Source organism: Streptomyces sp. NPDC002499 (assembly GCF_053595415.1).
Genome location: NZ_JBSFXO010000007.1, coordinates 353,718 through 373,666, shown reverse-complemented (window position 1 = coordinate 373,666; position 19,949 = coordinate 353,718). Strand labels below are relative to the sequence as shown.

Sequence of the window (19,949 nt, the reverse complement as noted above, 5' to 3'; positions counted from 1 at the left end):
CGTCAGGCGTCCTTCTCATTCGGTAAGGCGACCAGCAGGACGACGCTGCGGCCGTGTGCGTGGATGACGTCCGCCTCGACGGGCTCCTCCTGACCGGGCGCGAGCAGGTCGCGCGATCCGGTGCAGGCCGTGTCGAGGATCCGGTGCCAGATGTGGCCCGCTACGGCCGGGAGTTCGAAGTCCAGGCCCAGGTGGTACATGTTGAGGATCATGTGCAGGTCGGGGTCGCCCCCGAAGCCGCCCAGTGTCACGGCCAGGACACGCGCGTCGGCGTCCTCCCAGCCGGGGCAGTGCAGTTGGGTGCCGTGCCAGGTGACGTCGGCCATGTCCCGGTCGTTGCGCCGCTCGGTGAAGAAGCGCGGTTCGCGGAAGGTCGCGTACCGTTTGCGCAGGGCGATGACCCGTTCCGTGAAGGAACGTATCTCCGTCTCCTTCTCCGCCTGGTCCCAGTTCAGCCAGGAGACTTCGTTGTCCTGGCAGTAGGCGTTGTTGTTGCCCTGCTGGCTGTTGCGGAACTCGTCGCCGGCCAGCAGCATCGGGACGCCCCGGCTCAGCATCAGGATCGACAGCAGGTTCTTGATCTGCTGCACCCGCAGCCGCTCGACCTCCTCGGAGTCCGTGGGGCCCTCGACCCCGCAGTTCCAGCTGAAGTTCTCGTGCGCCCCGTCGGCACTCGCCTCGCCGTTGGCGTGGTTGTGCTTGTGGTTGTACGAGACCAGGTCGTTGAGCGTGAACCCGTCGTGGCAGGTCACGAAGTTGATGCTGTTGGTCGGCAGCACCTGCTGCGGGAAGAACAGGTCCGCGGACCCGCCGAGCCGGGAGGCGATCTCCCCGACCAGACCGGCGTCCCCGCGCACGAAGCGCCGTACGTCGTCCCGGAACGGGCCGTTCCACTGCGCCCAGCGCTTCCCCGGGAACCGGCCCACCTGGTACAGGCCGCCACCGTCCCACGGCTCGGCGATGATCTTCGTCTCGGCGAGCACCTGCGACAGCTCGATGGCCCACAGCGCCGGCGGCACGGCCATCTCGTAGCCCATCGGACCCCGGGACATCTCCGAGGCCAGGTCGAAGCGGAAACCGTCGACGTGGTGCTCGGTGACCCAGTACTCCAGGCACTCCAGGATGAACTTGGTGACCATCGGGTGGTTGGCGTTGACAGCGTTGCCGCAGCCCGTGAAGTCCATGTAGCGGCTGCGGTCCTGCGGCCACAGGTGGTAGTACGCCTCGTTGGCGGCGCCGCGGAAGCTGATCGTCGGCCCGAACTCGTTGCCCTCGCTGGTGTGGTTGAAGACCACGTCGAGGATGACCTCGATACCGGCCTTGTGCAGCGCCTTGACCATGTCCCGGAACTCGGTGATGTGTCCGGCGAGATGGGGCTGGGCGCAGTACCCGGTGTGCGGGGCGAAGAAGCCGTAGGGGTCGTAACCCCAGTAGTTGCGCAGCGGCGTGCCGTCCGGGCCGATGCGCAGGGTCTGCGTCTCGTCGAAGTCGAAGACCGGTAACAGCTCGACGGCCGTGATGCCCAGCCGCTGGAGGTCCGGGATCCGCTCCACGACCGCCGAGAAGGTGCCCGGGTGGGTGGTGTGCGAGGTGGGGGACGCGGTCAGGCCGCGTACGTGCGCCTCGTAGATCACCGTGTCCGCCATGGGCGTGTTCAGCGGCCGGTCGCCCTCCCAGTCGTAGTCGTCGAGGTCGACGACCAGGCTGCGCATGGAGTGCTCGACGTTGTCGCTCACGCCGACCGCGCGGCCGCGGTCCCAGCAGGTGTTGATGTTGGCCCGCGAGTACGGGTCGAGCAGCACCTTGCGGTGGTTGAACCGGCCGCCGGAGTGCGGGGTGTTGCGGGGGCCGTCGATCCGGTACGCGTACACCTGGCCGGGGCCGAGGCCCGCCACGTGACAGTGCCAGAAATGGAAGCTGCGGTGCTGCTCGGGGTGGAGCCGGATCACCCGCGAGGGGCGGGGGGCGTCACAGCGGTCGAAGAGCAGCAGATCGACCCTGGTCGCGTACTCGGAGAAAATCGAGAAGTTCACCCCGTCCGCGTCGACGCTGGCGCCCAGTGGCTGCGGGCGCCCGGGTGACACTCTCGATGTCGCCTCCGCTCGTGGCTCCATCGTCAGGCTTCCCTGGACCTTCACAGAGCTTCACCTCTTGTCACCTGAGTAGTCGAGCGTCAGTCAGGTCCCTTGCGAATCCGTCTGACGGTGGTTCCGTGACATGGCTGGCTGCACCCAAGCCAGTCAACAAGCCTTGTAAGGTTGAGTCAAGTGGCTTGTAAAATTGGTGGGGTACCCGCACAACTCGGCCCGCGGGGGCCCGGCAGGTGAGGGGGAGGGGGCGCGGCGCCGGGGACGACAAAAATCCCCCCGGCCGCTGAGCGGCCGGGGGGATCGGCTGGTGTCCGAGGGGGGACTTGAACCCCCACGCCCGTTAAAGGGCACTAGCACCTCAAGCTAGCGCGTCTGCCATTCCGCCACCCGGACAAGGTGTCTGTCGCGCGGGACTGGCCGCAGCGACGGAGGAAACATTACCAGGCTTTCGCGGGTCCCCGATCACCCCCCTGACCAGCCCCTGACCGGCCCCCGGCCGCTCCCGTCGGTGTGTGAACCGCGTGTGACGTGCGGGGCCCGGCCTTGGGTCGCGGCACCGGAGCGAGGGAGGATGAGGGGAACCACCAGCAGTGACAGCGGGAGGAAGCAGCGTGAGCGAGACGGACACGGCCAGGGTCGTCACCGGCGAGGACGAGGTCGTGGACCTCTGCCGTGAGCTGATCCAGATCGACACCAGCAACTACGGCGACCACTCGGGACCGGGCGAGCGCAAGGCGGCCGAGTACGTCGCCGAGAAGCTCGCCGAGGTCGGTCTCGACCCGCAGATCTTCGAGTCGCACCCGGGGCGGGCGTCCACCGTGGCCCGGATCGAGGGCGCGGACCCGTCCAGGCCCGCCCTGCTGATCCACGGCCACCTCGACGTCGTGCCCGCCAACGCGGCCGACTGGACCCACCACCCCTTCGCCGGCGAGGTCACCGACGGGTGCGTGTGGGGACGCGGCGCCGTCGACATGAAGGACATGGACGCGATGACCCTCGCGGTCGTCCGCGACCGGCTGCGCAGCGGCCGCAAGCCCCCGCGCGACATCGTGCTCGCGTTCCTCGCGGACGAGGAGGCGGGCGGTACGTACGGGGCGCGCCATCTCGTCGACAAGCACCCCCACCTCTTCGAGGGCGTCACCGAGGGCATCAGCGAGGTGGGCGGCTTCTCCTTCACCGTCAGCGAGGAGCGCCGGCTCTATCTGATCCAGACCGCCGAGAAGGGCATGCACTGGCTGAAGCTGACCGTGGCCGGAACCGCCGGGCACGGTTCCATGATCCACCGGGACAACGCGATCACCGAACTGTCGGAGGCGGTGGCGCGGGTGGGCCGTCACAAGTTCCCGGTACGGGTCACCAAGACGACCCGGGCCTTCCTCGACGAACTCGGCGACGCGCTCGGCACCCCACTGGACCCGGAGGACATGGAGTCGACGCTCGCCCGGCTCGGCGGCATCGCCAAGCTCATCGGCGCGACCCTGAGCAATACCGCCAACCCCACGCAGCTGAACGCCGGTTACAAGGTGAACGTCATTCCGGGCGAGGCCACCGCGAATGTCGACGGGCGTTTCCTGCCCGGATTCGAGGACGAATTCCTCGCGGATCTCGACACGTTGCTCGGACCGAACGTCCGGCGCGAGGACGTGCATTCGGACAAGGCCCTGGAGACCGATTTCGACGGCGCCCTCGTCGCCGCGATGCAGTCCTCGCTGCTCGCCGAGGACCCCACGGCCAAGGCCGTCCCGTACATGCTCTCGGGCGGCACGGACGCCAAGTCCTTCGACGACCTGGGCATCCGCGGCTTCGGCTTCGCCCCGCTCAAGCTGCCCCCGGAGCTGGACTTCGCCGGGATGTTCCACGGCGTGGATGAGCGGGTGCCGGTGGACGGGCTCAAGTTCGGCGTGCGCGTCCTGGACCGGTTCATCGACGCGTCGTGAAAGGCCGGTTGACGCAGGTTGACGCCGGAATTCGACAGCGCGTACGGAGACGACTGAGACGGGTGAATGTGCTCATAAGCTCGTAGCTCCATTACTCCCTCCTCGTTACAGGTGATGCGATCCGCTACTTGGGATCGCATTGCCAACAAGGAGGAATAATGATCAAGAAGGTCGTCGCCGCTGCGGCTGCCACTGGTGGTCTGGTTCTCGCGGGTGCGGGCCTGGCCGTCGCCGACTCGGGTGCCCAGGGTGCTGCCGTGCACTCCCCGGGCGTTCTGTCCGGCAACGTCGTTCAGGTTCCGGTGCACATCCCGGTGAACGTCTGCGGCAACACGGTCTCCGTGATCGGGCTGCTGAACCCCGCCTTCGGCAACACCTGCATCAACAAGTGACGTCGACCCCCTGAGGGTCGTGCACGCCCGTCGGCTCCGGAGCGCGCGCCATGCGCTCCGGGGCCGACCGGTCTTTTTCGGACAAGGTCGACGGCAAGCTCGAAGGCAGGGATTCAGCAGATGCGACAGGTCACCCGCAAGGGCCTGATGACCGTGGCGGCCGCGACCGGTGTGATCGCCGCCGCCGGCAGTGGGTACGCCCACGCGGACTCCGGCGCCACCGGCTCGAGTTCGGACTCGCCCGGCGTGCTGTCGGGCAACACGGTGCAGGCACCGGTGCACGTGCCGGTCAACGCCTGCGGCAACACGGTCAACGTCGTCGGGGTCCTGAACCCGGCGGTGGGCAACAAGTGCGCCAACCGGAGCGGCGGCAGCGGCTCTTCGGGCGGCTACGGCGACTCGGGCAGCCATGGGGGTCATGGCGGACACGGGAGTCATGGGGGTCAGGGGGGTCACGGAGGCTCCGGCGGACACGGGGGCTCAGGGGGCTCGCACGCCGGCGGACACACCGGCGGCTCGCCGGGCGTGGGTTCCGGCAACACGGTCCAGGTACCGGTGGACGTGCCGGTGAACGCCTGCGGCAACAGTGTCGACGTCGTGGGCATCGGCAACCCGGCCTTCGGCAACGACTGCGACAACGACGGCTACGGAGGCGGCGGCCACCAGGGTGGAGGTCACCACGGGGGCGGCCACCAGGGCGGCGGTCACCACGGCGGAGGCCATCACGGCGGAGGCCATCACGGCGGCGGCCACCACGGTGGGGGACACCACGGCGGCGGCCACCACACGCCTCCGACCGGAACGCCCGGCCAGCCCGGGAACCCCGGTACGCCCGGGACCCCTGGGACTCCGGGTCACCCCGGCACTCCCGGTCACCCCGGCACCCCGAGCACCCCGCCCGTAGCGGGCCACGGGACGCCTGGCGGCTCCTCGTACGTCAACCGGCCGGGCGGCCAGTCGGTCGCACAGCCGACCGCTGCCGCGCAGCTCGCGCACACCGGCAGCGAGCTGCCGTTGGGCCTCGCCCTCCCGGTCGGCGCCGGAGCGCTGCTCGCCGGCGCGGTCCTGTACCGCAAGGCGCGTGCGTCGGCGTAGTACCGCCCTCATGAACGCACTACGGAGCGGGCCCCGTCGCCACGGGGCCCGCTCCGTCTCGTCTCCGTCTCAGCTCACCACGTGGCGCGTACCTGGCGGATGATCCGCCGGCGCAACCGCACCCTGCGGCTGCCGTCGCGCAGCAGACTCAGGCGGTCCAACTCCCAGTGTCCGTACTCGGCATGGTCCGTCAGCAGGCGAGTGGCGTCCTTGCGGGAAACCCCGCGTGGTACGTACACGTCGACAAATTCGTATTCCGGCATCGCATCTATTGTGCGGGCTGGGGCCCGGTACGGATAGCGTCTGCACTATGTCTGATGCTGCGCAGCCCACCGCTGCCGAGGTACGAGCCGCCGCCGAGGCGGTCAAGACCGCGCTCGACCGCCACCTGGCCGCGGTCGAACGCCGGTCCGGGGAGGACGACCCGGCCGTCTACGAGGCGTTCAACCAGCTGGCGACGGCCGCCGAGGCGTACGACGAGCTGCTCTACGACCGCTATGACGAGGTCACACCGTTCGAGATCCCCGGTGCGGAGGACGCGCTGCCCCCGTACACGGGCCCCGAGGAGCCCAATGCCCTCAGTGTGCTGATCCGGCGCGACTACGCCGTGGTGGAGCCGCAGCGGCTGCTGGCGCAGGCGCAGCGGGTCGAGGCGGCGGACGAGGACAGCATCGGAGTGGAGGCCTCCGGCACCGTGCACGGGGCGCTGGGCATCCTGTTCGGCGAGTTCGAGCCGGACGAGATCGCCTCCCGGCACAAGGAGTTCGGCCTGGAGGAGGGTGACTCCACGCTCTGGGTGACGGCGGCGGACGAGGCGCCCGAGGCCGGTGAGTGGCTGGAATCGCCCTTCGAGCAACTGGACCCGCAGCGGGTGGTCTGCCGCTTCGACGTCAGCGCGGTCTTCGACGACGAGATCGACGGCATCGGCACGCACGGCGTGGACGGCGTGGACGACGAAGACCTCGACGAGCTCGACACCGACCTGGACGCCGAGCTCGAGACCGACGAGGACCTGGAGCCACTGGACGCGGAGCCCGACGTAAGACGCTGACGGCACGGCCGGTCGTGAGACGACGACGGCGGCGGTCCCGGGGCTCATGTCGCCCCGGGGCCGCCGCCGTTCTCGTCGCGTGCCTCAGCCGGCGGCGGCCACCGGCACCTGCGGGGCCAGCAGCACCGGCAGCCGGGTCGTGCGCGGCTTCGGCGGCACCTCGGACACGGCCCGGGCAAGGGCCTGCTCCACGCCGTGCACCACGGACAGATGACGGTCCGCCCGGCCGAACGCCGTGTAGACCCACGGACGGCTGAGAGCCTGCGCCGCGTCCCCCGGCAGCACCACGACCACCGCGGGCCAGTGCGCCCCCACCGCCTGGTGCGCGGTCAACGCCCAGCCGTGCCGCACGGACTGCTCCACCCGCTCCTTCGGTACGACGACGGGGGCGCCCGAGACGGACAGGTGCAGCCCGTCGGCGTCCGCCGTCACCACCTGGCCCGGCACCGAGCGCCCCGGCGCGGGGGAGTAGGCGATCCGGTCACCCGGGTCGAACCCGCCGAAGCGGCCGGGACCGGGGTTGAGCCGCTCCTTCAGCGCCGCGTTCAGCGCGCGCGTGCCCGCCGCGCCGCCGTGCCCCGGCGTGATCACCTGCGTCTGCTCGGGCGGGATCCCGATCGCCCGCGGCACCGAGTCGGCGACGAGCTGCACGGTCCGGTGCACGGCCTCGCCCGCGTCCCGCACCGGCACGATCACGACCTCCTTGCCGGGCGCCTCGACCTGGTTCAGCTCGCCGATGCCGACACCGGAGACCAGCTCACCGAGCGGACCGGGATCCGGCACCCGCGAGGCGACCGAGGGGCAGACCCGCGCGGCCAGCAGATCGGCGAACACCCGCCCGGGCCCCGCCGACCACAGCCCCGCCGGGTCGCCGGCCAGCACCAGCCGAGCGCCGTCAGGCAACGACTCGACGAGCAACGCGGCGCTCTCCACGTCCAGTTGGGGCGCGTCGAGCACGACCAGGAGATCGAGATCCAACGCACCCTCGCCGTCCCGGCCTGGACCCTCGGCACTCGAGAGCAGACCGGCGACGGTGGCGACGGGGGCGGCGCCGACCGTGGTGCCCTCGGCCGCTGTGGAGCCGTCCGCCGCCGGCTCGACCGACGAACTGCCGTCCGAAGCAGCGCCGTCGGCACTCCCGCCCCCCGTCAGGCGGCCCGCGAAACGGTCCCGTCCGATCACGGAGTGCGCGGCGGCCCAGGCGCGCAGGCCGAGGCCGGTCGCCGCGTCGAGCAGCGCCGCCGGTTCGACGAGGGACGCCTCGCCACCGGTGTGGAGCACCAGGGCGTGGCCCGCGACCGCGCGGAGGAGTTCGGCGGTCGACCCCTTCGCCGCACCGGCGGCCCGCTCCCACTCCTCGGCCGAACCGTCCTCCTTCGGCACCGAGTTGATCACCCGGGCCAGACCGTCGGCGAGGCTCTCCTCCGCGAGCGCGTACCGCTCGAGACCGATCAGGACCCGGACCGGGCGCTCCGCGCCCTCACCGTCCTCGTCGTCCCCCTCGCCCTCGTCGTGCCCCGCCGAAGCCGAAGCCGAAGCCGAAGCCGAAGCCGAAGCCGAAGCAGAAGCCGAAGCCGGTACCGGCGCGGTCGGGTCGAGGGCGTCCTCGAAGACCAGCGCCTCGCCCTCCGCGACGGTGCTCTGCACGGCAGCCTCCGGATCCGGCACGCCCCGCTGGGCCAGGGCCGCGGTGAGCGCCGGCATCTCCAGCGCCGTGTGCCCGGCCAGCGCGGCCTGCTCCAGGAGCCAGCCGGTGAGCGCCCGGCCGCGCCGCTCGTCGTCCGGACCGCACTCCGCGCCGAGCAGCGCCCGTGCGAACCCGTCCGCCTGCTCGGGGCGTACCGCGCCGACGCGCAGCAGCAGCCAGGGGTCGGCCCGCAACTGGTCCTCCGCACCCTCGCCGAGCGCGGCGGCGACCTGCGGGGCGAGCGCGTCCGGGGCGCCGCCCTCGGTCAGCACGCGGCGTACGGCATCGACGGACTCCGTCCCGGGGGACGACACGGGCGCGGCGGCGGCCGGCGCGGGCTGCGGGCGACGTACCGGCTCGGAGTCGGGGCGGCGCGGGGCGGGCGGTTCGCGCAGGGCCACGGCGACGGGCTTCTCGCCGCTCTCCACGGCGCGCACGGCGGCCAGCAGATCGGCGGCGGTCCCGCTCAGCTTGGTGCCGGCCGCGATGGGCCCCTGCTTCTCGGCCTTGCGCCGCTCGATCCGCTCCCGCTCGATCCGCTGCGCCGCCAACTCGGCCTCGGCCTCGGACTTCTGCCGGGCGGCTTCCCCGTCGGCGTCGGCATCTCCCTTGCCCTCGGCCGCACTTCCCTCGCCGGTCTCCCCGGTCTCGCCTTCGTCACCGGCCGCGCTGTCACCGTCGGCGGACTCGGCCCCGTCGCCGGAAGACTCTGAGACCCCCTCGGCGGCAGCTCCCGATTCCCCTTCGCCGGAAGCCCCCGATTCCCCTTCGACAGAGGCCTCTTCCCCCGAGGCACTCTCCACCGCGCCCCCCGGCTCGACGCCCCCCGGTGTCCCCGGCTCCGATTCCTCCGTGGTCTCCGGTTCCGTGCTCACAGCGTGCTCCAGTCGTGATCGGGATAGCGGTGCACGGGCGCCGACACATCGTCGAGCGCCCGGCAGATCTCGTCAGGAAGACTAAGGGCCTCCACTGACAATGCCGCCGTGAGCTGCTGCGCGTTGCGCGCGCCGACGACTGGCGCGGTCACGCCGGGCCGGTCGCGGATCCAGGCCAGGGCGACCTGAAGGGGCGTCACGGCGAGCCCGTCCGCCGCGGTCTGCACGGCATCGACGATGCGGCTCGCCGTGTCGTCCAGGTACGGCTCGACGAACAGGCCCAGATGCTCTGAGGCGCCGCGCGAGTCCGGGGGGACGACGTCGCCCCGGTACTTGCCGGTGAGCACCCCGCGCCCCAGCGGCGACGACGGCAGCAGGCCGATCCCCAGGTCCAGCGCGGCCGGCAGCACCTCGCGCTCGACCCCGCGCTGCAGCAGCGAGTACTCCATCTGCGTGCTCGACAGCCGGGTGCGGTTGCCGGGCGCGGCCAACTGCCAGGTCGCCGCCTTCGCCAGCTGCCAGCCGCAGAAGTTCGAGACGCCGGCGTAACGGGCCCGGCCGCTGCTCACGGCCAGGTCGAGCGCGTGGAGGGTCTCCTCCAGCGGGGTGTACGGGTCGAAGGCGTGGATGTGCCAGACGTCGACGTAATCCGTGCCGAGACGGGCCAGCGAGGCGTCCAGCGCGGCCAGCAGATGTCCGCGCGAGCCGTCGAAGCGCCGGTCCGGGTCCGGCACGCTGCCCGCCTTGGTGGAGATGACCAGGTCCCGCCGGGGGACCAGCCCTTCTATGAGGCGTCCGAGCAGGTACTCGGCCTCGCCGTCGCCGTACACGTCGGCCGTGTCGACGAGTGTCCCGCCCGCTTCCCAGAAGGTCTTCAGGACGTCCGCGGCGTCGTGCTCGTCGGTGTCCCTGCCCCAGGTGAGTGTGCCGAGTCCGATACGGGACACGCGAAGACCGGTACGGCCGAGATGCCTCTGCTCCATGAACGCCGACATTACTGGCCATGGATCGAGCTGTGGGTGCCTGTGGACAACGGATTGTCGATACGGCACCGGACCGGTGTGGGCCGACCGACACGACCGCCACCTGCCCCGATCCGCGCCCGCGCGCTAAGGTCAGCCGGCAAGGGACGTTACTGATCGGTAAGGGGAATCGGCCATGCAGCTCGGGATCAACCTCGGCTACTGGGGTGCCGGAATGGACGGGGACAACCTCGCGGTAGCGCAGGAGGCCGACCGGCTCGGGTACGCCGTGTGCTGGGCCGCGGAGGCCTACGGGTCGGACGCGGCCACCGTGCTCTCCTGGGTCGCGGCCAAGACCGAGCGGATCGACATCGGCTCGGCCATCTTCCAGATCCCGGCCCGCCAGCCGACGATGACGGCGATGACCGCCGCGACCCTGGACTCGCTCTCCGGCGGCCGCTTCCGGCTCGGTCTCGGCGTCTCCGGCCCGCAGGTCTCCGAGGGCTGGTACGGCGTCAAGTTCGACAAGCCGCTGGCACGCACGCGTGAGTACGTCGAGATCGTCCGCAAGGCGATGACCCGCGAGCGGCTGTCGTACGACGGCGCGCACTGGACGCTGCCGCTGCCCGACGGCCCCGGCAAGCCGCTCAAGCTGATCGTGCACCCGGAGCGCGAGCACATCCCGCTCTACATCGCCGCGATCGGCCCCAAGAACCTGGAGCAGACCGGTGAGATCGCCGACGGCGCCCTGCTGATCTTCCCCTCCGCCGAGCACCTGGAGGAGACCGCGATCAGCCACCTGCGCGCGGGGCGCGAGAAGGCCGGTCTGACCCTCGACGGGTTCGACGTGTGCCCGACGCTTCCGCTCGCCCTCGGTGAGGACAAGGACGTCGCCACGCTCGCCGACTTCTTCCGCCCCTACACGGCGCTGTACGTCGGCGGCATGGGCAGCCGCAAGCAGAACTTCTACAACCAGCTCGCGCGGCGCATGGGCTACGAGGAGGCCGCCGTCGAGGTCCAGGACAAGTACCTGTCCGGGGACAAGCAGGGTGCCGCGGCCGCGATCCCGCACGACCTGATCGACAAGACCACGCTGCTCGGATCCGTGGAGCGCATCGCGGACCGGATGAAGGAGTACGCGGCGGCCGGCGTGACCACCCTGACGCTGTCGCCCGCGGGCTTCACGCTCGACGAGCGGATCGCCGCGCTCCGGGCCGGCACGGAGGCCCTGGAACTCGCCGGACTGGCCTGACGCACACGGCGGCCCCGCGAGGAAGTTCTGCGGCCGTGGTGGGGGCTCGGGGGTCTCCCCGCCACGGCCGTCACGGGGAACAACGCGCCGGGGCCCCACGCGGTTACGCCCCCCGGAGACCCGTGCTGTTACGCCCGGAGATGACCCCGGGCGTCCTCCTTTTGGCGGAGTTGTCCGACACAGCTGTTGCAGCACCTCTGGCGCCGCATTTGACTCGTTCTTTGCTGATGCCCGCGATGTCCCGCGATGTCCGCGGCGGCCCGCGAACCCGCAGAGAGGTGTCCACGATGCTTTCGGCAAAGAGCCTGTTCCAGGAGATCCTCGACGACGACGAGTCCTTCGCCCTGTTCTGCTCCATCGCGGCCAGCGGCGAGTCGCAGGGCGGCTGGGAGAACGCGCGCATCGCCGCCCTCGTACCCCCGGACGAGCGCGCGCTCGCCCCCAAGATCGCCCGGCACGGCGCGGACGAGGACAAGCACGGGCGGATCTTCAACGCCCTCATGAGGAAACGCGGCCTCAAGCCCGTCCCCGTCCCGCCCGACACCGACTACACGATGCTCCTGGAGAAGCACGGCATCGGTCTCGCCCACGAGAAGCTCAAGAGCGACGAGCCGCTCACGGTCCGGGACATCGTCACCTACCTCGCCCACAGCCGGGTCACCGAACAGCGCGCCTCCGAGCAGATGGAGCTGCTGCGCAGGCACTTCGCCGACCACCCCGACCTCGGCCGCGCGGTGAGGATGATCTCCAACGACGAGGACAACCACCTCGCCTACTGCCATGAGGAACTCCTGCGCTTCGCGCACGCCGGACACGGCCGCGCGATCCAGCGCACGCTGCGGGATTGCGCGCTGGCCGAGATCCGTGTTTACCGGGACGTCAGCCTCGCCGTGATGGCCCACATGGGCCGCATCCTCGACTGGCCCCGGCCCAAGTCCGCGGCGCTCGCGGCCGGCATCCACGCCGTGTACGCCTACGAGCGGACCGCGGGCTGGCGCCGGATGGTGAGCCTCAGGACGCCCGACCGGCGCGACGCGCTCGGCGGCCCCGCCACCGCGGCCCCCGAGTTCGCCTGACCCCGGTCCCGCATCCACCGCCCTACAGCCAGCCCCGTTTCTTGAACTGCCGGTACAGCAGCACCTCCAGGCCGGCCATGAGCGCGATGACGCCCGGATATCCCCACATCCAGTGCAGCTCCGGCATGTGGTCGAAGTTCATGCCGTAGATCCCCGCGATCATCGTGGGGACCGCGGCCATGGCCGCCCACGCGGAGATCTTCCGCATGTCGTCGTTCTGCCGGACGCTCATCTGCGCCAGATGCGCCGACAGCACGTCCGAGACCAGCCGGTCCAGGCCCTCCACGGACTCGTTCACGCGCGTGAGGTGGTCGTTGACGTCGCGGAAGAAGGGCCGCGCCTTCTCGTTGACGAAGGGCACCGAGAGACCGGACTGCCCGAAGCCCGCCAGCCGGGTCACCGGCAGCGCCAGCGGCCCGGTCGCCCGCCGGAACTCCAGCACCTGCCGCTTGAACGTGTAGATCCGGGACGCGGTGTTGCGCGAGCCCCCGCGGTCCGGCGAGAACACCTCCGCCTCCAGCTCCTCCAGGTCGGTCTGCAGCTCGGTCGCGACGTCCAGGTAGTGGTCGACGACGTCGTCGGCGATCGCGTACAGCACCGCGGTGGGTCCCTTGTGGAGCATCTGGGGCTCGCGTTCGAGCCGCTCCCGTACGGCCTTGAGCGGGGAGCCCTCGCCGTGCCGGACGGTCACCACGAACGCGTCGCCGAGGAAGACCATGACCTCGCCGCTGGAGACCCGGTCGCTCTCCTGCTCGTAGACGACCGGCTTGAGCACGAGGAACAGCGAGTCGTCGTAGACCTCCAGCTTGGGCCGCTGGTGTGCCTTCAGGGCGTCCTCGACCGCCAGCGGGTGCAGCCCGAACTCCTGGGTGACCAGGTCGAATTCCTGCTCCGAGGGCTCATGCAGCCCGATCCACACGAAGCCGCCCCTGGCCCGCGCCTCGGCCAGGGCGTCGGAGAAGTCCGCGGGGCCGTCCGTACGTTGTCCGTCGCGGTAGATGCCACAGTCGACGATCACGGAGCGTATTCTCCCGTCGCCCGCACTCCACCGCATCCGGCGGTGTGCCTACCCTGGGCCGCATGCCCACGTTGATCCTGGTCCGGCACGGACGTTCCACCGCCAACACCGAAGGGGTGCTCGCCGGCTGGACGCCCGGCGTCGCGCTCGACGAACGAGGTGCCGCGCAGGCCGCCGCGCTGCCCGGCCGCCTCGCCGAGCTGCCGCTCTCCGAGATCGTCACGAGCCCGCTGCAGCGCTGCCAGGAGACGCTCGCCCCGCTGCTGGCGGCCCGCCCGGACGTCACCGTCCACACCGAGGAGCGGATCGGCGAGTGCCACTACGGCGACTGGTCCGGCCGCAAGCTCGCCGAACTCATGGACGAGCCCCTGATGCAGGTCGTCCAGGCGCACCCGACGGCCGCCGCGTTCCCGGGCGGCGAGTCGATGCGGGCGATGCAGACCCGCGCGGCCGAGGCCGTACGCGAGTGGAACGCGCGCGTGGAGCGCGATCACGGCCCCGACGCGGTGTATCTGATGTGCTCGCACGGCGACATCATCAAGTCTCTTGTGGCGGACGCACTCGGACTTCATCTCGACCTCTTCCAGAGGATCTCTGTTGAACCGTGTTCCATCACCGCGATCCGTTACACACGTCTGAGGCCGTTTCTCGTCCGCCTCGGTGACACCGGTGACTTCACCTCTCTGGTGCCGCGCGAGGAGCCGCCGGCCGACGACGCCCCGGTCGGGGGCGGTGCGGGCGCACCGTGATCGTCGGGCGCAGTAGGGTGAAGCGGTCGCTTCAGCGCCGGTCCCTTTGTCGATCCCCGATTCCAGGAGACAGGACGTGTCCCGTCAGGTGTTCCTCTACGACCCCCCGGACCGCTTCGTGGCCGGTACGGTCGGACTGCCCGGACGCCGTACGTTCTTCCTCCAGGCCACCGCAGGCCCCCGGGTGACCAGCGTGGCCCTGGAGAAGACCCAGGTCGCCGCCCTCGCCGAGCGCATGGAAGAGCTGCTCGACGAGGTCGTACGGCGCAGCGGCGGCAACGCCCCGGTCCCGGCCGTGGTGCCCACCGAGATCTCCGACTCCGCCCCCCTGGACACCCCCGTCGAGGAGGAGTTCCGGGTCGGCACCATGGCGCTGGCCTGGGACGGCGAGGGCGAGCGCATGATCGTCGAGGCGCAGGCCCTGGTGGAGCTGGACGCCGACTCCGACGAGGACCTCGCCGAGGCCGAGGAGCGCCTCCTCCAGGACGAGGAGAACGGGCCCCCGATGCTGCGGGTCCGGCTGACCGGCGCGCAGGCCAGGGCCTTCACCAAGCGCGCCCTGGACGTCGTCAACGCCGGGCGGCCGCCGTGTCCGCTGTGCAGTCTCCCGCTCGACCCGGAAGGACACGTATGTCCGCGCCAGAACGGATACCGCCGCGGAGCGTGACCACGGCAGAGCTGCTGACCCGGGGCGAGCTGACGGTCCGCGGGCAGATCAGGGAAGCGTCCAACGCGGTGCTGTACTGCTCCGTCTCCCACGAGGGGGCGGAAGCCGCCTGCGTCTACAAGCCGGTCCGCGGCGAGCGCCCTCTGTGGGACTTCCCCGACGGCAACCTCGCCCGGCGCGAGGTCGCCGCGTACGAGGTCTCCGAGGCCACCGGCTGGGGGTTGGTGCCCCTCACCGTGCTGCGCGACGGGCCCTTCGGCGAGGGCATGTGCCAGCTGTGGATCGAGGGCGAGGCGGGCTCCGAACTGCTCGCCCTGGTGGACACCGAGGAGCCGGCGCCGGGCTGGAAGGCGATCGGCCTCGCGGAGGTCGGCGAGGGCGAGACCGCGCTGCTCGTGCACGCCGACGACGAGCGGCTGCGCCGGCTCGCCGTCCTGGACGCGGTCATCAACAACGCCGACCGCAAGGGCGGGCACCTGCTGCCCACGGCCGGCGGCCGGCTCTACGGCATCGATCACGGCGTGACCTTCAACACCGAGAACAAGCTGCGCACCCTGCTGTGGGGCTGGGCCGGGGAGCCGCTGACCGCCGAGGCGGTCGACGTCCTCAAGGGCCTCCAGGAGGCGCTGGGGGCGTCCGGAGCGCTCACCGAGCGGCTGTCCGGACTGATCACCGCGGCCGAACTCGACGCCACCCGCGCGCGCGTGGACGACCTGCTGACCTCGGGGAAGCACCCCGAGCCCAGCGGTGAGTGGCCGGCCATTCCCTGGCCGCCCGTCTAGCGGCCCACCCCGCACACCCCGGCCCGCTGCACACCGGGCCGTACCGCGCAAGAAGGCCTTACCGGCCATCCGGGCCCGGTCCGGTTCGTATACGGAACATCCGTCCGGTTAGGCTCATGACATGCATGCCTGGCCCGCTTCCGAGGTCCCCGCCCTGCCTGGTCAGGGCCGCGACCTGAGGATCCACGACACCGCGACCGGCGGTCTGGTCACCCTCGACCCCGGTCCCGTCGCCCGTATCTACGTCTGCGGCATCACGCCCTACGACGCCACCCACATGGGACACGCGGCGACCTACAACGCGTTCGACCTCGTGCAGCGCGTGTGGCTCGACACCAAGCGCCAGGTTCACTACGTCCAGAACGTGACCGACGTCGACGACCCGCTCCTGGAGCGCGCCCAGCGGGACGACGTCGACTGGGTCGACCTCGCCGAGCAGGAGACGGCCCTCTTCCGCGAGGACATGACCGCCCTGCGGATGCTGCCCCCGAAGCACTACATCGGCGCGGTCGAGGCGATACCCGGCATCGTCCCGCTCGTCGAGCGGCTGCGGGACGCCGGCGCGGCCTACGAACTCGAAGGCGACGTCTACTTCTCCGTCGAGGCCGACCCCCACTTCGGCAAGGTCTCGAACCTCGACGCCGCCGCCATGCGGCTGCTGTCCGCCGAGCGCGGCGGCGACCCCGAGCGCCCCGGCAAGAAGAACCCCCTCGACCCGATGCTGTGGCTGGCCGCCCGCGAGGGAGAGCCCAGCTGGGACGGCGGTTCGCTCGGCCGCGGCCGGCCCGGCTGGCACATCGAGTGCGTCGCCATCGCCCTCGACCACCTCGGCATGGGCTTCGACGTCCAGGGCGGCGGCTCCGACCTCGCCTTCCCGCACCACGAGATGGGCGCCTCGCACGCCCAGGTGCTGACCGGCGAGTTCCCGATGGCCAAGGCGTACGTGCACGCCGGCATGGTCGGTCTCGACGGCGAGAAGATGTCCAAGTCCAGGGGCAACCTGGTCTTCGTCTCCGCGCTGCGCCACGCCGGCGTCGACCCCGCCGCCATCCGGCTCACCCTGCTCGCCCACCACTACCGCGCCGACTGGGAGTGGACCGACCAGGTCCTCCCCGACGCCGAGGCCCGGCTCGCCCGCTGGCGCGCCGCCGTCTCCCGTCCCGACGGCCCGCCCGCCGAGACGCTCGTCGAGGAGCTTCGCGAGGCTCTCGCGAACGACCTCGACGCCCCGGCCGCGCTCGCCGCGGTCGACCGCTGGGCGGCCCTCCAGCGGGACCGCGGCGGCAGCGACGAGGGCGCCCCCGGCGTCGTATCGCGCGCGGTGGACGCTCTGTTGGGCGTGGCGCTCTAGCAACCGGTCGCAGCACAGGGGTGGTTCCTCCCACGGGTGGAGCCGCCCCTGTCCCGATCTCCCGTGAGCGTCAGCCCGTCACGACCAGGCCGACGATCTCGTCGTCCGAGAACCACACCCGGACATCCGGCCGTCCGCTCGCGAACGCGGAGTGCACCGCCTGGCGGATCTCCGCGGACGGGCGGTTCAGGCTGCGCCACGCGCCGGCCACGAACAGCCGGAGCCTCGGCGGGAGTTCGGGCGGATACGGCAGCAACTCGTCCCAGTACCTCTCGGCTTGGCCGGAGCCGACGGCGTGCGGCAGCAACTGGCCGACCGCCGCCCTGATGTCGGGCCGGTTGCCGATCCGCTGCGAGGCGGGCCGGCCCGGCGCGTCCTCCTGCGGGGAACCCGAGGCCCGCAGGACCGCGCGGGCCCGTTCCGGGGTCATCGGCGGCCGGGCCGCCGCCTTGAGCATGCCCTGCAACGCGGCCAGCGCGCCGACCACCACCGAGGAGGCGGCGGAGGTACCCGAGAACGTGTCCGTGTACCAGGCGATCTCCTCGGGCCCGCCCCGCAGATCGCCGGGCCGGTCCCAGTGGCCGCCGGTGGTGGTGACCTCGCGGCCCCAGCCCTGCGCGTCCACGCGGGCGCCGTGGTTGGAGAACGCGAGCCGCGACCGGTCCGGGCCGTGGTCGCGCCCGTGCGTGCCGGGCGGCGGCGCGCCCGCGCCGACCAGGACGGCCCCGGAGGACGGGTGGGCGGGGTCGAACGGGTTGCGCCACCACTCGGGGAACCCGTCGGGGCGGCGCTCGTACAGCGCGTCGTCGAGCGACTCACCGCCGTTGCCCGCGGCCGCCACCACCAGGACGCCCCTGGCGGTCGCGTACCGGACGGCCGCGTAGTCGTCCGGCCACCACTCGATCGCCACGTACCCGCGCTGGTCCTCGCGTTCGGCGTACGCGAAGCGCGGTCCGGGGCGGTGGAGTTGGACCAGTACGACGTCCCCCGGGCCGAGCCGGTCGGCCGCCGCGTGGATCGCCGCCGCCGTGCCGATGCCCTGGACGGACGCGGCGGCGGTGACCGCCTCCGGGACGATCCCGGTGACGCCGGACCCGCTCCGGTCGCCGCCGATCACACCGATCACGGCGGTGCCGTGGTTGCGCCACGCGAGGTCGGTCAGCGGGGTGCCGATCACGACACCGGCCAGCCGCCCGGCCAGGTCCTCGTGCCCCAACTGCCAGGCGCCCTCCACGTCGACGACCGTCACCCCCTGCCCCGACCCGCCGGGCCGCTGCCAGGCCCAGTGCGCGTCCGTCCCCTCGGGGGCCGCGCGCAGATAGCCCTGCCGGCCGCTGAAGTCGGGTGTGACCGGAGGGCCTTCCGTCATCCTGCGGTCGTCGTCGGCCACCGTCGCGGGCACGGCACCGGGCTTCACGTAGGCCGTCGCTATCCCTGGCAGCGCGGCGATCCGCGAGCGCAACTCCGGGGCGCGTCGCTCGCCGCCGCGCAGCCGGTAGAACAACGCGAGATCGGGTCCGTCGTCCGCCGCGTCCGTCGTCCTGAGGCGTACCTCGCTGCCGAACAGCGGCTCCAGCACGAGCCGTTCCTCGGTGAGGAACAGATCGAGCGCCGACACGTCGACGTCGACGGCCGAGCGCACGCCCTCGGCGCCGGCCCGCAGACCGGCCTCCGGCCGCGCGACGACGATCAGTTCCGGCTCGGCACCTCGGTACGCGAACCCCGCTCCGCCGGGCCCCGGCCCCGGACCACCGCCCAAATCCCCCGCCCGCTGCACCTGTTCGTTCATCGGATACGGCCCCCTTCCCCCGTCACATGAAGACCCCGCCACATGAAGACGCGCCGCGCAAGAAGAGGGGCGGTGCGCATCGCGCACCGCCCGCTCGTTCATTCCTCCGAGGAATCGTCGTCCTCGGTACCCGGTTTGGGTGGTTTCGGTGGGCGGGTGCGCCCGCTGGGGTTGTCCCGCCGGTACGTACCCGGCGCCGGGCCGTCCCCGCCCTCCGTGGCGTGCCCGCCGGCCCCGCCCGGACCCGAGCCGTCCCGGCGCCGCAGATACCGCTCGAACTCACGGGCGATCGCCTCGCCCGACGCCTCCGGCAGCTCCGCGGTGTCCCGGGCCTCCTCCAGCGTCTGGACGTACTCGGCGACCTCGCTGTCCTCGGCGGCCAGCTGGTCCACGCCGACCTGCCAGGCGCGCGCGTCCTCGGGCAGCTCGCCCAGCGGGATGCGCACGTCGATCAGGTCCTCCAGGCGGTTGAGCAGCGCCAGCGTCGCCTTCGGGTTCGGCGGCTGCGACACGTAGTGCGGTACGGCGGCCCACAGGCTCACCGCCGGTACGCCCGCGTGCGTGCAGGCCTCCTGGAGGACGCCGACGATGCCCGTGGGGCCCTCGTACTTGGTCTCCTCCAGGTCCATCCGCTGCGCCAGGTCCGCGTCGGACGTGGTGCCGCTGATCGGGACCGGACGTGTGTGCGGGGTGTCACCGAGCAGGGCGCCGAGAATGACGACCAGCTCCACACCCAGCTCGTGCGCGAAGCCGAGCAGCTCGTTGCAGAACGAACGCCAGCGCATCGACGGTTCGATCCCGCGCACGAGCACCAGGTCACGGGGCTTCTCGCCGCCGATCCTGACCACCGACAACCTTGTCGTCGGCCAGGTGATCTTGCGGACGCCTGCGTCCATCCACACCGTGGGGCGGTTCACCTGGAAGTCGTAGTAGTCCTCGGCGTCCAGCGCCGCGAACACCTCGCCCTTCCACTCCCTGTCCAGATGCGCGACCGCGGCGGAGGCGGCGTCACCGGCATCGTTCCAGCCCTCGAACGCGGCCACCATGACCGGGTCGATCAGCTCGGGTACCCCCTCGAGCTCGATCACCCAGGCCTCCTTCCGACGTGCCCTCGCTTGACCACCCAACCTTACGGCGTGCGGCGGGGGCGCCCGCAGCCCCCTTGCACGGGGGAGT

17 protein-coding genes and 1 tRNA gene are annotated in these 19,949 nt (G+C 71.7%); 10 read left to right on the top strand and 8 right to left on the bottom strand.

The window, feature by feature from the left end; genetic code table 11:
* Nucleotides 1–2: 2 nt before the first annotated feature.
* Together glgX and ACWD5F_RS21780 are read right to left on the bottom strand one after the other, a co-directional pair.
* Complete coding sequence (gene glgX, locus ACWD5F_RS21785; RefSeq protein WP_451256434.1) at nt 3–2,114, bottom strand: glycogen debranching protein GlgX; 2,112 nt, start codon at nt 2,112–2,114, stop codon at nt 3–5.
* 281 nt (nt 2,115–2,395) lie between these two features.
* Nucleotides 2,396–2,483: transfer RNA gene (locus ACWD5F_RS21780), tRNA-Leu, on the bottom strand.
* Nucleotides 2,484–2,701: 218 nt separating this feature from the next.
* Here ACWD5F_RS21780 and ACWD5F_RS21775 point away from each other — a divergent pair.
* The 3 genes from ACWD5F_RS21775 (at nt 2,702) to ACWD5F_RS21765 (ending at nt 5,514) form a co-directional block, all read left to right on the top strand.
* Nucleotides 2,702–4,027 (top strand): M20/M25/M40 family metallo-hydrolase, encoded by a 1,326-nt coding sequence (locus tag ACWD5F_RS21775; RefSeq protein WP_451256432.1) that lies wholly within the window; start codon nt 2,702–2,704, stop codon nt 4,025–4,027.
* Between the two features lie 158 nt (nt 4,028–4,185).
* A complete protein-coding gene (gene chpH / locus ACWD5F_RS21770; protein WP_046256631.1) occupies nt 4,186–4,419 on the top strand; it encodes a chaplin ChpH in 234 nt (77 codons plus the stop codon).
* A 120-nt stretch (nt 4,420–4,539) separates the two neighbouring features.
* Nucleotides 4,540–5,514: a chaplin gene (locus tag ACWD5F_RS21765; protein ID WP_451256430.1), complete on the top strand. Its 975-nt coding sequence runs from the start codon at nt 4,540–4,542 to the stop codon at nt 5,512–5,514.
* Nucleotides 5,515–5,588: 74 nt separating this feature from the next.
* Here ACWD5F_RS21765 and ACWD5F_RS21760 read toward each other — a convergent pair whose 3' ends face one another.
* Entirely contained in the window at nt 5,589–5,777 is a 189-nt protein-coding gene (locus ACWD5F_RS21760; protein WP_005485166.1) for a DUF5703 family protein, read from the bottom strand.
* Between the two features lie 47 nt (nt 5,778–5,824).
* On the opposite strand from ACWD5F_RS21760, the gene ACWD5F_RS21755 reads away from it, so the two are divergent.
* On the top strand, nt 5,825–6,565 hold the full coding sequence (locus ACWD5F_RS21755) for a hypothetical protein (RefSeq protein ID WP_451256428.1): 741 nt from the start codon (nt 5,825–5,827) through the stop codon (nt 6,563–6,565).
* 84 nt (nt 6,566–6,649) lie between these two features.
* Here the strand turns inward: ACWD5F_RS21755 and ACWD5F_RS21750 are convergent, their stop codons facing one another.
* Entirely contained in the window at nt 6,650–9,127 is a 2,478-nt protein-coding gene (locus tag ACWD5F_RS21750; protein ID WP_451256426.1) for a helix-hairpin-helix domain-containing protein, read from the bottom strand.
* Nucleotides 9,124–10,110: an aldo/keto reductase gene (locus tag ACWD5F_RS21745; RefSeq protein WP_401724839.1), complete on the bottom strand. Its 987-nt coding sequence runs from the start codon at nt 10,108–10,110 to the stop codon at nt 9,124–9,126. The genes ACWD5F_RS21750 and ACWD5F_RS21745 overlap by 4 nt, the downstream gene beginning before the upstream one ends.
* A gap of 175 nt (nt 10,111–10,285) precedes the next feature.
* Here ACWD5F_RS21745 and ACWD5F_RS21740 point away from each other — a divergent pair, with 175 nt between their 5' ends.
* Nucleotides 10,286–11,341: an LLM class F420-dependent oxidoreductase gene (locus ACWD5F_RS21740; protein WP_451256424.1), complete on the top strand. Its 1,056-nt coding sequence runs from the start codon at nt 10,286–10,288 to the stop codon at nt 11,339–11,341.
* A gap of 287 nt (nt 11,342–11,628) precedes the next feature.
* Nucleotides 11,629–12,417, top strand: coding sequence for a ferritin-like domain-containing protein (locus ACWD5F_RS21735; protein WP_451256422.1), 789 nt, complete (start codon nt 11,629–11,631; stop codon nt 12,415–12,417).
* Nucleotides 12,418–12,439: 22 nt separating this feature from the next.
* Here ACWD5F_RS21735 and corA read toward each other — a convergent pair whose 3' ends face one another.
* Complete coding sequence (gene corA, locus ACWD5F_RS21730) at nt 12,440–13,435, bottom strand: magnesium/cobalt transporter CorA (RefSeq protein WP_451256420.1); 996 nt, start codon at nt 13,433–13,435, stop codon at nt 12,440–12,442.
* Nucleotides 13,436–13,497: 62 nt separating this feature from the next.
* Here corA and ACWD5F_RS21725 point away from each other — a divergent pair, with 62 nt between their 5' ends.
* The 4 genes from ACWD5F_RS21725 (at nt 13,498) to mshC (ending at nt 16,984) form a co-directional block, all read left to right on the top strand.
* Nucleotides 13,498–14,184 carry a histidine phosphatase family protein gene (locus ACWD5F_RS21725; RefSeq protein ID WP_124002673.1) on the top strand — a complete coding sequence of 229 codons (687 nt, stop codon included), beginning with the start codon at nt 13,498–13,500 and terminating at the stop codon, nt 14,182–14,184.
* A gap of 76 nt (nt 14,185–14,260) precedes the next feature.
* Nucleotides 14,261–14,851, top strand: coding sequence for a DUF3090 domain-containing protein (locus ACWD5F_RS21720; protein WP_401724848.1), 591 nt, complete (start codon nt 14,261–14,263; stop codon nt 14,849–14,851).
* Nucleotides 14,815–15,633 (top strand): SCO1664 family protein, encoded by an 819-nt coding sequence (locus ACWD5F_RS21715; RefSeq protein WP_401724851.1) that lies wholly within the window; start codon nt 14,815–14,817, stop codon nt 15,631–15,633. The genes ACWD5F_RS21720 and ACWD5F_RS21715 overlap by 37 nt, the downstream gene beginning before the upstream one ends.
* Nucleotides 15,634–15,754: 121 nt before the next feature.
* Nucleotides 15,755–16,984 (top strand): cysteine--1-D-myo-inosityl 2-amino-2-deoxy-alpha-D-glucopyranoside ligase, encoded by a 1,230-nt coding sequence (gene mshC / locus ACWD5F_RS21710; RefSeq protein ID WP_451256417.1) that lies wholly within the window; start codon nt 15,755–15,757, stop codon nt 16,982–16,984.
* A gap of 70 nt (nt 16,985–17,054) precedes the next feature.
* On the opposite strand, the gene ACWD5F_RS21705 is transcribed toward mshC, so the two are convergent.
* Together ACWD5F_RS21705 and ACWD5F_RS21700 are read right to left on the bottom strand one after the other, a co-directional pair.
* Nucleotides 17,055–18,773, bottom strand: coding sequence for a S8 family peptidase (locus tag ACWD5F_RS21705; RefSeq protein WP_451256416.1), 1,719 nt, complete (start codon nt 18,771–18,773; stop codon nt 17,055–17,057).
* A 98-nt stretch (nt 18,774–18,871) separates the two neighbouring features.
* Nucleotides 18,872–19,861, bottom strand: a complete 990-nt coding sequence (locus ACWD5F_RS21700; RefSeq protein WP_401724859.1) for a PAC2 family protein — start codon at nt 19,859–19,861, stop codon at nt 18,872–18,874.
* Nucleotides 19,862–19,949: the final 88 nt, after the last annotated feature.

What these genes read in the sequence shown, in the direction of transcription:
- glgX (WP_451256434.1), bottom strand. Translation starts at nt 2,114, where the DNA reads ATGGAGCCACGAGCGGAGGCGACATCGAGAGTGTCACCCGGGCGCCCG.
- ACWD5F_RS21735 (WP_451256422.1), top strand. Translation starts at nt 11,629, where the DNA reads ATGCTTTCGGCAAAGAGCCTGTTCCAGGAGATCCTCGACGACGACGAG.
- ACWD5F_RS21755 (WP_451256428.1), top strand. Translation starts at nt 5,825, where the DNA reads ATGTCTGATGCTGCGCAGCCCACCGCTGCCGAGGTACGAGCCGCCGCC.
- ACWD5F_RS21765 (WP_451256430.1), top strand. Translation starts at nt 4,540, where the DNA reads ATGCGACAGGTCACCCGCAAGGGCCTGATGACCGTGGCGGCCGCGACC.
- mshC (WP_451256417.1), top strand. Translation starts at nt 15,755, where the DNA reads ATGCATGCCTGGCCCGCTTCCGAGGTCCCCGCCCTGCCTGGTCAGGGC.
- ACWD5F_RS21715 (WP_401724851.1), top strand. Translation starts at nt 14,815, where the DNA reads ATGTCCGCGCCAGAACGGATACCGCCGCGGAGCGTGACCACGGCAGAG.
- ACWD5F_RS21760 (WP_005485166.1), bottom strand. Translation starts at nt 5,777, where the DNA reads ATGCCGGAATACGAATTTGTCGACGTGTACGTACCACGCGGGGTTTCC.
- ACWD5F_RS21745 (WP_401724839.1), bottom strand. Translation starts at nt 10,110, where the DNA reads ATGGAGCAGAGGCATCTCGGCCGTACCGGTCTTCGCGTGTCCCGTATC.
- chpH (WP_046256631.1), top strand. Translation starts at nt 4,186, where the DNA reads ATGATCAAGAAGGTCGTCGCCGCTGCGGCTGCCACTGGTGGTCTGGTT.
- ACWD5F_RS21740 (WP_451256424.1), top strand. Translation starts at nt 10,286, where the DNA reads ATGCAGCTCGGGATCAACCTCGGCTACTGGGGTGCCGGAATGGACGGG.
- ACWD5F_RS21705 (WP_451256416.1), bottom strand. Translation starts at nt 18,773, where the DNA reads ATGAACGAACAGGTGCAGCGGGCGGGGGATTTGGGCGGTGGTCCGGGG.
- ACWD5F_RS21725 (WP_124002673.1), top strand. Translation starts at nt 13,498, where the DNA reads ATGCCCACGTTGATCCTGGTCCGGCACGGACGTTCCACCGCCAACACC.